The following is an 11,864-nucleotide window of genomic DNA, read 5'->3' on the forward strand; positions in this document are numbered from 1 at the left end:
CCCGACCGCGATGTCGCTCGTCCGCCTCGGAACGCGGGTCCGGTCCGTCGGGCAGGAGCAAATCGTTCCCTGCTCACCTTGAGTGACGGCAACTGTGGGGCGTAGGGCCCCGGCTGGCGACGCCTCCGGAAGGCATAGCACCGCTTCAGACGCCTCTTCACACCGCGTGAACCAACTCTCGGGGTGCCGTGGTTCGAAGGTTTACTTACGACTCGACAGACGTCGCGTGTGCCTCAAGGCATGCATGTCCTGCGCAGTACGCTCAGGGATCAATGTCTTCGGACCTTCAACCTTTCGCCTCCTAGGAACAACAACATGGTGCTTCTCGTCCTTCTTGCCTTCTGGTTACCAGGACTCGCCATGGGCGCGGCGCTCGGTTTGAGAGGTTGGACCCTTCTAGCGGCGGCTCCGGCCCTGACGTTCGGCATCGTCTCGTTAGGCGTTGTTGTGCTCGGCCACAGTGGGATGCGCTGGACGCCGCTGTCGGTCGCGATATGGACCGTTGCCCTCGTTCTCGTCGTAGCCCTGCTGACTCGGTTGCTCAGGCGGCGATCGATGGGGGCGCCTCACGGCACGGCCTCGCTCAGGACTGCCTGGCGAAGGGAGGCAGTGCTGTCACACCTCGGGGTGGGAGCCGGAGTGGCCGTCGGCTTGACGGTCGGACTTGTGACGTTCTTCCGTGGTATCGGCTCGCTGACGGTCATCAACCAAGACTGGGACGCACCCTTCCACGCAAATGCGATCCGGTGGATCGCCGACCACGGTGACCCGCTTCCGTCCGCCCTGGCGCCGATCGCGAACGACGCAGGTGATGCCAGCTACTTTTACCCGAACACTTACCATGCGCTGCTGGCGCTCCTTCTGGATCACGCCGGGCTCGCGATGCCGCAGCTCCTGAACTTCGCTGCGATGATGAGTGTTGTTGTCTGGCCGATCGGGGTCGCGGCCGTTGCGCTGGCATGGCGGCTGTCTCCGCTTGCAGCGGGTGTCGCCGCAGCCGTCTCTACTTGGTTCGGAACCTTCCCCTACGATTCGCTCTGGCGCGGGCCGCTCTGGCCGTACGTCGCCGGACTGGCACTCGTCCCGGCCACCCTCGCCGTTGTACGGGAGATCGTCGATCCCAAGCCCCGGGCTCCCCTGGCAGGCCCCGTCGGCGCTGTGCTGGCAATTACCGGCCTCATAGGACTCCACACCAGCCTAGCCTTCGTCCTCTTCGTGTACCTCGGGATGCTGGTGCTTGCGCTTGCCCTACGGCTGGAGCCGGTCAGCTGGAGGAAGGCGGCGAAGCCGCTCGTGTTCTCCCTCGTGCTTGCCGTCGCCGTCGTTGTGCCCGTCGTCCTACCGGCGATGACTAGCGCGGGTGGTGTGCTGAGCGCCCAGTGGCCGCAGCTCGCCAATCCTGCTGAAGCCTTTACTCAGGCTGTGATGTTTTCCAGCCCGGACCCATTCTTGCAATGGTACCTGGGGATTCCGGCGGTAATCGGCCTTGCGCTCCTGGTCAGCCGGAATCGCCTGACCTGGATGGTCGGAGCCTACATTTTCTTCGCTCTTATGTACATCGCAGGGGCGGCATATATACTGCCGCCTTTCCGGGCGCTCACAGGTGTCTTCTACACCGACGTGTGGCGTATTGCGGCGCTCCTGCCATTGGTGGGAGCGCTCGGCATCGGTGAGTTCGGGAGTCGAGTGGTTCGCGCCGGGGCACTCAGGGCCGGCTCGTTGTCGTCCACCCCGTGGCTCCGTCCTGCAGCGGCTATCACCGTGTTCGTTGTCTTTGCGGCGGCGCTCCTCGTACTCACTTCCGGTGCCTATATCGGCCGCAACGCCAGCCGCCTTGCCCAGAACCACGGTGATGGTCCGACGGTGAGCACGGCCGAGCGCGACGCCTATGCATGGCTGGGGCAACGAGTCCGACCAAACGAGCGAGTCGTGAACGATGTTCAGGACGGCGCCGTCTGGATGTACGGCCTCGATGGAGTCATGCCCGTGAACTGGACCTTCTACGGTGCTCGGCCGGGGTCTGATGCGCAGTTCCTCCTGGACAATCTTAATCAGTTGGATCAAAGCCCCAGGGTGCGTGAGACCCTCGCCCGGTTGAACGTCAAGTACGCAATATTCGGGCAGGGGATGGTGCGCCCGGGAGAGACTCGGTCCCCAGGGATGGTGAACCTCTCCTCGGTGGCAGGACTGCAACCCGTATATCAGAACTCAGGTGCCACAATATACGAAATCCTGCCTGCGGCGGTGCCGGCTCGCCCATAACGCCCGCCGTCACGTATCAGGAATATCCGAGACGCACTAATGTGTCTGCAATGATTTCGCTGGGATGAAATTCGTGGAGCGTGGAACGGCGCCGGAACTCGGCGTAATTTTCCAGGAAATGAATGAGTCGGTCCGTCCGCATACCCGTGAGTAGCACATTCCCCTCGAGGCCCTGCCTCCGCTCCGTGTGCGTGCGGTGGATCGCGCACGGCAGACCCAGGTACGCACACTCCTCTTGCAGGCCTCCCGAGTCGGTAACGACGAACTTGGCGCGCGCAAGCAGTGGAATGAACTCCAAGTAGCGCCGCTTCTCCTTCATGATGAACCGCTGATCGTCGAACAAGTAGTGCAATCCGTGGCGTGCGATCCTCTCACGTTCGGGAGCGCCCGCGAAATACACGATCGGGCCTTTTTCGCTTGCGTCACGGAGAAGTTCGAGTACGTCCCGGAACTTGTCCGGGCGCTGCAACAGCTCGAAGCGGTGCAGGGTCGCGAGGCCGAATTCGGTGGGCAGGTCATCCCCCCATTGCGACGAGATCGCATCGCGCATCGCGTCGATCACGGTGTTCGCGCCCGTGTTGACGACGACCCCTCGGGCAGAGCGCAGGTTGTGGACCTCGTTCTGTGTAGGAGCAAAATGTATGTCCGTCATCCGAGTGGCGATGCGACGGTTGAGCTCTTCGGGGAACGGGTTGAGGAGGTTCCCAGTTCTCATTCCCGCCTCGATGTGAGCTACGCGTGAGCGGAGAATCCGTCGTGCGATTGCCGCTCCGTAGGGCGTGGTGAAGGTGTCTCCGTGGACGACGACGACGCCTGGCCGTCCATCGGAGGCGAGAGCAGCTCGCATCTCGGCACGTTGCGTCGTGGCCGTTCTCAGAACGGCCGCCGCCCAGGCTGGGACCTGGGACGGAGTTTCCAGGTTGCGAGCTCGACCGCGAGGCACGAGCCAAAGATCCGGTTCGGGAAGGCGGAGGTCCTCCAGGGTGCTCGCGACCTCGTCGACATGTTGAGCCGTGAACCACAGGACCGGCTTGCTGCCGCGGGCGACGAGGGCGTGGTGAACGGGCGCCAGCTTGATCAGCTCGGCGGTCGTACCCGCAATGAAGGCGATCATGGGACCCCTGAACTTCTGGACGGACGGACCGCAGGATACTGTCAGGCGTGATGCGCACGGGCAAATCCCTCGAAGCAGGTCTCGGAGCACCTGCTCTGAGCGTTGTCATCCCGGTCTTCAACGAGCAGGATTGGATTGCGCGCTCCATTGATGCGCTCCAGTCCGCGTTGGAGAACGCACACTGGTCGGCCCAGATAGTAGTTGTGGACGACGGAAGTACCGATGACACGCCACACCGCCTGAAGCAGCTCGCGGCTCGAAACCCAAGAATATGCATCATTCGGCAGGAGAACCGGGGGCGCTTCTCGGCACGGCTGGCAGGAATCGAAGCTTGCACCGGGGATCGGGTGCTTCTTGTGGACAGCAGGGTGATCGTGCATCCTGAAGCGTTGGCGTACCTGCGTCAACAGCTCAGCGAGAATCCGCCACGACGGGTGTGGAACGGACATGTCCACGTCGATTCCATCGGTGGCCCCTACGGTGACTTCTGGGCCGGTTTGGTGGCTGTGGCGTGGCGCCGATACTTTGCGAATCCCACCTGTACCTCGTACAGCCTTGACGAGTTCGACCGGTACCCCAAAGGAACGGGCTTCTTCTGCGCTCCGCGCGATCTCCTGTTGGCGGCGGCCGGTTCCTTCACCTCGCTCTTCTCCGATGGTCGGTATGCCAGTGACGACACACGAATGCTACGCTGGATCGCCAGTCGTGAGTCCATAAATCTGTCGCCGTCCTTCTCGGCCACCTACCATAGCCGGGATGCGCTCGGGAAATTCCTGACTCACGCATTCTTCCGCGGTACGACGTTCGTCGACGGCTACCTGGACTCACCCGGCCCCGTTCGCCGGGTAGCCGGGCTGGCAACGATCCTCGGCACCGCTGCGATGCCGCTGATCGCCAAGCGCCCGCGATCTGCTCTCGTCGTCGCGGCGACGGCTTGTGGGGCAGCCGGCCTCGCGGTCCACCTGTCCGGTGGTACTGCGCGGCAGTCTCGGGCCGTCGCGTCCCTTCTACCGCTGTTCGTCCTGTCTTTCGGTGCGGGCGTCGCTCGCGGCTTGGGTCTGGCGGTGGGGAGGATGCTGAGACGGTGAACAACAGGCAGGGCTCGACGAGGCCGCCTGGGCGACAAGCGCTCGGAACGGTCGGCATAGCCGTGATTGTCGCTGCGGTCCTGGGTGCAGTTCTGCCGGTTGTGTGTGCACGTCTGATGCCGGCGTCGGACTACCAGTACTTCTTGGCGTACTGGGGACTGCTGTTCGGTCTCGGTAGCGCGATCTCGCCGGTCGAGCAGGAAGTGTCTCGGCAGGCTGCGCTGGCGTCGGTCGTTGGTGCCAAGGCCGGCAGCAGCTCGCTGCAGGCAGTCGGAGTGGTGTTCTGCGGTGTGCTGCTGTTCGGGATGGTCGTGGCACTCCCACTGATCAGCATCCGCCTCTTCGGGCAATTCTCGATCTTGGCGCTGATTGCGGCGGCCGGAGGCGCGGCGTTCGTCGGGCAGTTTGGTATGCGCGGCCTCCTGATCGGTCAGAACGAGGTGAGACGCTACGCCGGCCTGATCGTAGCCGAGGCCCTGATACGAGCCGTGTTGGTCGGCGCGGTGATCGTCGCGGCTGTCGTCGGAATGTACTCACTGGCGCTGGCTGTCGTAGCCGGGTCGTTCATGTGGTTGTTGTTCGTTCGACGAGCAGTAGTGCTGGTCGACTGGCGTGGCGGCCGCGAGCGATGGGCTGCCGTGACAAGGCGAATGGGCGTCCTCGTTGCTGCATCCGGTCTTACCGCTTGCCTGATAACGGGCTACCCGGCCATGGTGAATTTCATCTCCCCTGGTGGCGACGGAGAGGCAGTCGGCGGCCTCTTCGCGGCGCTCACGGTCGCTCGCCTGCCGCTGCTGCTGCTCTCACCGGTTCAAGCCCTCGCGGTTCCGACCGTTGTTCGACTTTCGGCGGACGAGAACGGGCGGCAGCGGCTGCATCGCCTCATGCTCAGGGGATCGGCAGGCGCCCTGCTGTTGGCAGCCGTCGGAGCAGCGTTCGGCGCGCTCGTCGGTCCGTTCCTCGTGCGACTACTCTTCGGCGTCAAGTACAACGTGCCGGCACTGGCTGTGGCCGGCCTTGTCTGGTCGTCCGTGCTCCTTGCGGCCATCCTGCTGCTCGCTGCCGTTCTTGTCGCCCGCAAGCAGGTTGGGCGGGTGTTGATTACGTGGGCGCTCGCCGTGGCGCTCAGTGTCGCCGTACTCGCTGGGTGGCCGGGGGACACGGTGACGAAGGCCACTGTCGGCCTGGTCGTGGCACCTACGGTATCCGTGGTGGTGGCGGCGGCCTTCGTGCTGGGTGACGGTAGGTCGAGGTGCCGCGTGAGGAAGTCCGGTCGTGACGGCGGGCGCTCAGGCTGAGCCCGGTCGGGACCGGCCCGAGACTTCCCCTTGTCTCAAGTACTCGCATCAGATCGCACAACAACTCCCCGCGTCCGGCTGCATCGAGAACGCCCGGCCGGGTCGGCGAGAGCTGAGGGGCAGAAGTTGGAGTTCTTGATCATGCCTGTCCCCTCGAGCTGCCGGGCTCTGCGCATCCGCAGGCACGCTGTGACGATCTCGATAACGTCAGGTCCGCTTAGAGAGAGTTACGTGCGTGACCACTCTGAGCTTGGTTGCTCATCAGGACGACGACCTCCTCTTCATGAACCCCGACGTCGTGTCCGACGTCCAGGCAGGCGAACCGACGTGGATCATGTACTTGACGGCGGGGAATCTCGATCCTGGGCCGGCCGGGATGCCGTACGCGAACAAGCGGATCCAGGGCGCGCGGGCAGCGTGGGAACGGGGAGCTCAGGTCGCCAACCCGTCCTGGACTTTCCGCCTGCTCCTCGTGGACGGTCGGACGTTGCCGAGCAATCGATTGGATGGCACCAATCTAAATTTGGTGTTCACCTTCGTAAATGCGGCGAATGCAGCGGTCAACGACCCTGTTGGCGACCTTGGCAGAATGTGGTCCGATCCAACCTTTACGACGCAACCGATCGACGGAAGGTCGAGCTATAATCATGCTCAATTCGTGGAGATGCTGCGAGGCCTGATAGCGTATGTCGGCCCGGACTTCCTTCGTGTGCAGGACCCGGCCGGGGAGGAAATGGGCGGGCATGTCGACCACGCCAACGGAGCCCGTCTCGCGATGGAGGCGAACAGCTTGGACGGGGTGGTGTCTCATCGAGCGGATACCTACTTCGACTATATCGACGCGCAGATGCCCGAGAACTTCGACGGCTACTGGCGCAACGAGAAGCAGGCGATGTGGAATGCCTACAAGCCTTTCGACAGCGAGGTGGGCCCGACGACGTGGGATGTCCTCGCCGGGAGAGAGCACCGGCGGCGGATCTACTGGCCGGGCGATCGCTGGTCACCCGACCTCTGATGTCCTCTCCTCGAGGCTCGAATCTGCTCGAGGCACTTCGAGGAGCTTGCCGGGCTGTTTGTACTCGCACCCACAGCCGGACCGACACTTGGGGCACACGCAGCTGGAGGACGTTGTGACAGCTGCCGGCAACCGGCGGCCTGCTGGTCAGGCGTACTCGACAACTGTTCCCTTCTCCTCGACGGGTCGGCGAGAGCGAGAACCGTCGGCGGCCGGAGCCTCGAACTACCGGCCGACTACGCTTGTCGGGTGCCCGGGAGTCGGTGGTCTGGACGCGCCCTCGTCGTCGTACCCGCCTGGAACGAGGAGGTCTGTGTTGGCGACACCGTGCGGGAGATCTTCGCCGCGGTGCGCGGCGTGGACGTTGTCGTCGTTGACGACGGGTCCACTGATCGAACGGCGCAACGCGCCCGTGGTGCCGGCGCTGATGTGATCGAGTTGCCGTACAACCTGGGTGTGGGTGGTGCAATGCGGGCCGGGTTCCGGTACGGCGTTCGGCACGGATACGACGCGGTCGTGCAAGTCGACGCAGACGGACAGCATGACCCGGCGGAGATTCAGACCCTCCTGGACGCGCTCACTGACGCGGACGTCGTGATCGGAGCGCGTTTTGCCGACCCCGACGACCCGTACCGGGTCCGAGGCCCCCGACGTTGGGCGATGGTCGTGATGGCGAGGGTGCTGTCGAGGTTGGCCCGTACTCGCCTGACTGATACGACTTCGGGATTTCGCGCAGCACGTGGGCCGGCCATGGAACTCTTCGCCCGCAACTATCCCGTTGAGTACCTCGGGGACACCATCGAGTCCCTCGTCATTGCGGTCCGATCTGGCTTTCGCGTGACGCAGGTTCCGGTGTCCATGAGACCGCGGCGCGGAGGACGGCCGAGCCAGAGTCCACTAAAGGCGCTGGTATATCTCCTGCGCGCGAACCTGGCGCTGATGCTCGCGCTCATGCGGAAGTGGTCCGGGGTCGGGAGCTACGTTGACGAGAAGGCGTTGAATTAGATGACGTCGTATATTGTCCCGCTCATCGGCGCCATCGTGTGCCTGGTTACGATCGCTGAGTTGCTGCGTCGGCGGCAGCTGCGGGAGAAGTATGCAGTACTCTGGATCCTGGTTGGTACGGCGGTAGTAGTTCTGACCGCCTTTCCGGAAGTGCTCAACTGGATAAGTCGGCTCCTCGGCATAATAGTGCCGGCAAACCTGTTGTTCTTTGGTGCGCTCGTTCTGCTGCTCTCGGTGTCCGTTCATCAGAGCTGGGAGCTGTCCAGGCTTGAGGACGAAACGCGCAAGCTGGCCGAGGACGTGGCGATCCTCCGACTGGAGGCCGAGCAAGACCGACGCGGACGGGAAGGCGCGAGCTGATCGGGATCGAGCGAGGGGGTCAGCGCCGCTGTCGGGCCTCCCGGTAACCTGCGCTGTCGTGGACTTCGCAAAGCCCGATCTCGTCATCGTCGGCTCCGGGTTCTTCGGGTTGACGATCGCCGAACGTGCGGCTGCCGCGCCGGAGGACGGAGGGCTGGGCAAGAAGGTCCTGGTGCTGGAGCGGCGTCCGCACATCGGCGGCAACGCCTACTCCGAGCCCGAGCCCGAGACGGGGATCGAGATCCACCGCTACGGCGCGCACCTGTTCCACACGTCGAACAAGCGCGTGTGGGAGTACTGCAACCGCTTCACGGAGTTCACGGGCTACCAGCACCGCGTGTTCGCCCGGTACCGGGACCAGGTCTACGCGTTCCCGATGAACCTGGCGCTGATCAACCAGTTCTTCGGGAAGTCGCACACGCCCGACGAGGCGCGGGCGCTGATCGCCGAGCAGTCCTCCGAGTTCGACACCGCCAAGGCGGAGAACCTCGAGGAGAAGGCGATCTCGCTGATCGGGCGCCCGCTGTACGAGGCGTTCGTCAAGGGCTACACGGCGAAGCAGTGGCAGACGGACCCGACCGAGCTCAGCCCGTCGATCATCACACGGCTGCCGGTCCGCTACACGTTCAACAACCGTTACTTCAACGACACCTACGAGGGCCTGCCCGTCGACGGGTACACCGCGTGGCTGGAGAAGATGGCGGACCACCCGAACATCGAGGTCCGGCTCGACACGGACTACTTCGCGGTGCGGGACGAGCTGCCGGCCGGGATCCCGACTGTCTACACGGGCCCGCTCGACCGCTACTTCGACTACAGCGAGGGCGAGCTCTCGTGGCGCACTCTGGACTTCGAGACCGAGGTCCTGCACGACACAGGTGACTTCCAGGGCACCTCCGTCATGAACTACAACGACGAAGAGGTCCCCTTCACCCGGATCCACGAGTTCCGGCACTTCCACCCCGAGCGGGACTACCCGACGGACAAGACGGTCATCGTCCGCGAGTACTCGCGCTTCGCCGAGTCCGGCGACGAGCCGTACTACCCGGTCGGCACGCCCGAGGACCGCGCCAAGCTCGAGCGCTACCGCGAGCTGGCGCGCAAGGAGACCGCGAACCGCAACGTCCTGTTCGGTGGCCGCCTCGGCACCTACAAGTACCTCGACATGCACATGGCGATCGGCTCCGCGCTGACCATGTTCGACAACCGGCTCACCCCGCACTTCGTCGAGGGCAGGACGCTGTCCGGCACCGAGAGCGAGGACTGAGCCCGGGCTCGGTTCAGCTCAGCTCAGCTCAGCCGGCGAGCCGCGCGAGGATCTCGTACGTCGTGGCGGTCTCGCCGAGGCGGGGAAGATCCGCTCGACGGCGTGCCGGTGCCCGTCGGCGTCCCGGTCGGCCATCGCGTCCGCGACCGTGGTGACGTGGTACCCGTGCTCGTGGGCGGCCCGTGCGGTGGACTCGACGCCTGCGCCGATCAGCAGCCCGCCCAGCGTCGGCCCGACGACCGAGATCGTCTGCGTGGACACCGACAACACGATGAGGATGCCGGCAGGGCTCGCCAGCCCGGTGCGCCGGGACTCGCTGCGGATCAGGTACATCGCGGCGGGACAGCCCGCGCAGGTCTCGAACCACCGAGGATCAGGCGGCGCGCCAGCCACTCGGCGCGGGCCGCCCGGTCACCGCCGCGCGTTCGCGCCCGGCGGCCGACAGCGTGATCAGCTGCCGGCGCCCGTCCTCGGGGTCGGGACGGACGCTCGATGAACCCGCGCCGGTCGAGCGCGGAGAGGATCGTGGCCATCGACTGCGGCCGGACGCCCTCGGCGGCGGCGAGCCACGCTCGCGGACGAGTCGCCCTCCTTGGCGAGCCGGGTCAACACCGCGGTCTGCGACGGGGTCAGCCCGGCCGTCTCCTCCGAGGCGACCTCGCGCAGCCGGTGGCGCAACCGTCCGACGACGGCCCGCACGTCCTGCGACGCGCAGTGCCGACTCCGAGATCTCGTCCATGCCGTCGACCGGAGAACTCGACAGCTGAAACTGTGCAGTTGAAGCTGCGTAGCTGTGGCTGACGAGTCGGTGTACCGGGTTCGTCCCGCGCCGTCCGCCGGTCGCCGCCCGCCGGTGGCCGCTGCCCGACGACCATGCCCCCGCCGTGCGGGGACGGACCCGTGATCCGTACGGTCGTTCGTATGGCGGTTCACCCGGTGTTCACCCGCTATGAGCTGAACGGTCACCTCCGGTGAGCGCGGCGCGCCTGCGTGCCCTTCGCGCGCTGCCCGGCCGCGCCCGGGCGCAGTTTCGGCGGCTGCGGGAGCTGCCCGTGCAGATGCGGGAGCTCGACCGGCACCTGTCGGCGATCGACGCGGAGCTGCACCACACCCTCGAGGAGCTGGGCGCGGTCCGCTCCCGGCTCGACGAGGTCGGGTCGACGGTCGCCAAGGCGCCCGACCGCCACGCCGAGCTGCGCGACTCCATCCACCTCGTCGCCCGCCGCGCGGCCCTGCACCGCACCCCGATCCGGGTGCTGTTCCTCACGCACGTCCTCGGCTCCTGGGACGCCACGCACCCGCTGGTCGAGGCGATGCAGGCCAGCGAGGACTTCGAGCCCGTCGTCGCGTCGATCCCGCGCCGCTTCCGCGGCTCCCCCGGCTTCTCCGGCGAGGAGGACGTGCACGAGGGGCTCCTCCACCATGGGGTGGCCCACCTCCGCCTCGCGGCCGACGGCGAGCAGGACCTGCTGCAGTTGGTCAAGGCCATCGAGCCGGACGTCATCTTCCGGCAGTCCCAGTGGGACGCCGACGTGCCGGAGGAGTTCGCGACCGAGCGCCTCGGCTTCGCCCGGACCTGCCTGGTCCCGTACGAGACGATGAACATCGTCCACAACGTGCCGGACCCGCGCACGCCGAACACGGCCGTCGACGCCCCGTTCCACCGGTCCGCCTGGCTGGTGTTCTGCGCCAACGAGCTGATGCTCCGGACGGCGGTCCGCGACGGCGTCCGGGCGGGCGCGCAGTTCCGGGTCGTCGGGCACCCCAAGGCGGACCGGCTGCGCGCCGCGGTGCCACGTTGGCCGCTCTCGGGTGACCGTCCCGGCCGGCCGGGACGGGTCGTCTGGTCGGCCCACCACACGATCGCACGGGGCTGGACGGACTTCGGTGCCTTCCACCTCATGCGGGCCGAGATGCTGGAGTGGGCCGCCGACAACCCCGACACCGAGTTCGTGTTCATGCCGCATCCCGCCCTGCTGCCCCTGCCCGACGCGCCCGAGTCCCCGATCACCCGGGCCGAGTTCGACGACTGGATGCGGGCGTGGTCGGCCCTGCCCAACACCGCCGTGCTGTCGGAGGCGGAGTACGGGCCGACGCTGGCCGCGTCCGACCTGATGGTCACGGACGGGCTGTCGATGCTGGTCGAGTACCAGCTGTTCGGGAAGCCGCTGCTGTTCGTGGAGCGCGAGGGCCACCGTCCGTTCAACGAGATCGGCCGGCGGGTCGTGCGCGGCGTGCACACGGTGCACGCGGTCGACGAGGCGCGGCGGCTGGCGGACAAGTTCCTCTCCGGCCACCCCGACCCGTTGGCCGACGCGCAACGGCGGAACGCGGACGAGCTCTTCGGCGCGGGGAACAGCGCACAGCGCGTCCTGGCCGTCCTCCGCGAGGAGATCGCCAGGGAAGCGGCCGGCACCCGGTCGTCGGCGTCGTGACGCCGCGTGGCTACCCTCGC

Annotated in this window: 10 protein-coding genes; 8 read left to right on the forward strand and 2 right to left on the reverse strand. The window is 66.1% G+C overall.

All coding sequences use genetic code 11. The annotated features are described in order from the left end of the window. Positions 1-315 precede the first annotated feature (315 nt). Positions 316-2,262, forward strand: coding sequence for a DUF6541 family protein (locus LWC33_RS02640; protein WP_233302544.1), 1,947 nt, complete (start codon positions 316-318; stop codon positions 2,260-2,262). A gap of 16 nt (positions 2,263-2,278) precedes the next feature. On the opposite strand, the gene LWC33_RS02645 is transcribed toward LWC33_RS02640, so the two are convergent. After that, positions 2,279-3,376 (reverse strand): UDP-N-acetylglucosamine 2-epimerase, encoded by a 1,098-nt coding sequence (locus LWC33_RS02645; RefSeq protein ID WP_233302546.1) that lies wholly within the window; start codon positions 3,374-3,376, stop codon positions 2,279-2,281. A 50-nt stretch (positions 3,377-3,426) separates the two neighbouring features. Here LWC33_RS02645 and LWC33_RS02650 point away from each other — a divergent pair, with 50 nt between their 5' ends. From LWC33_RS02650 to glf, 6 genes are all read left to right on the forward strand, one after another. Further along, positions 3,427-4,464, forward strand: a complete 1,038-nt coding sequence (locus tag LWC33_RS02650) for a glycosyltransferase family 2 protein (RefSeq protein WP_233302726.1) — start codon at positions 3,427-3,429, stop codon at positions 4,462-4,464. After that, positions 4,461-5,762, forward strand: a complete 1,302-nt coding sequence (locus tag LWC33_RS02655; RefSeq protein WP_233302548.1) for a polysaccharide biosynthesis protein — start codon at positions 4,461-4,463, stop codon at positions 5,760-5,762. The genes LWC33_RS02650 and LWC33_RS02655 overlap by 4 nt, the downstream gene beginning before the upstream one ends. A gap of 235 nt (positions 5,763-5,997) precedes the next feature. Further along, positions 5,998-6,777 (forward strand): PIG-L family deacetylase, encoded by a 780-nt coding sequence (locus LWC33_RS02660; RefSeq protein WP_233302550.1) that lies wholly within the window; start codon positions 5,998-6,000, stop codon positions 6,775-6,777. A 249-nt stretch (positions 6,778-7,026) separates the two neighbouring features. Next, on the forward strand, positions 7,027-7,782 hold the full coding sequence (locus LWC33_RS02665) for a glycosyltransferase family 2 protein (RefSeq protein ID WP_308190894.1): 756 nt from the start codon (positions 7,027-7,029) through the stop codon (positions 7,780-7,782). After that, positions 7,783-8,142: a DUF2304 domain-containing protein gene (locus tag LWC33_RS02670; protein WP_233302553.1), complete on the forward strand. Its 360-nt coding sequence runs from the start codon at positions 7,783-7,785 to the stop codon at positions 8,140-8,142. It begins immediately after the preceding gene. A gap of 58 nt (positions 8,143-8,200) precedes the next feature. After that, the gene (glf, locus tag LWC33_RS02675) at positions 8,201-9,409 is read left to right on the forward strand and encodes a UDP-galactopyranose mutase (protein ID WP_233302554.1); all 1,209 of its coding nucleotides are present in this window, start codon (positions 8,201-8,203) and stop codon (positions 9,407-9,409) included. A gap of 18 nt (positions 9,410-9,427) precedes the next feature. Here glf and LWC33_RS02680 read toward each other — a convergent pair whose 3' ends face one another. Next, positions 9,428-9,742, reverse strand: a complete 315-nt coding sequence (locus tag LWC33_RS02680) for an isochorismatase family protein (protein ID WP_233302556.1) — start codon at positions 9,740-9,742, stop codon at positions 9,428-9,430. A gap of 638 nt (positions 9,743-10,380) precedes the next feature. On the opposite strand from LWC33_RS02680, the gene LWC33_RS02685 reads away from it, so the two are divergent. Then, on the forward strand, positions 10,381-11,844 hold the full coding sequence (locus LWC33_RS02685) for a hypothetical protein (RefSeq protein ID WP_233302557.1): 1,464 nt from the start codon (positions 10,381-10,383) through the stop codon (positions 11,842-11,844). Positions 11,845-11,864: the final 20 nt, after the last annotated feature.

The organism is Pseudonocardia terrae (assembly GCF_021343995.1).
Taxonomy (GTDB): Bacteria; Actinomycetota; Actinomycetes; order Mycobacteriales; family Pseudonocardiaceae; genus Pseudonocardia; species Pseudonocardia terrae.

Bases quoted from the DNA above. Each gene is read 5' to 3' on its own strand.
- LWC33_RS02640 (WP_233302544.1), top strand. From the start codon at position 316: ATGGTGCTTCTCGTCCTTCTTGCCTTCTGGTTACCAGGACTCGCCATG.
- LWC33_RS02645 (WP_233302546.1), bottom strand. From the start codon at position 3,376: ATGATCGCCTTCATTGCGGGTACGACCGCCGAGCTGATCAAGCTGGCG.
- LWC33_RS02650 (WP_233302726.1), top strand. From the start codon at position 3,427: ATGCGCACGGGCAAATCCCTCGAAGCAGGTCTCGGAGCACCTGCTCTG.
- LWC33_RS02670 (WP_233302553.1), top strand. From the start codon at position 7,783: ATGACGTCGTATATTGTCCCGCTCATCGGCGCCATCGTGTGCCTGGTT.
- LWC33_RS02680 (WP_233302556.1), bottom strand. From the start codon at position 9,742: ATGTACCTGATCCGCAGCGAGTCCCGGCGCACCGGGCTGGCGAGCCCT.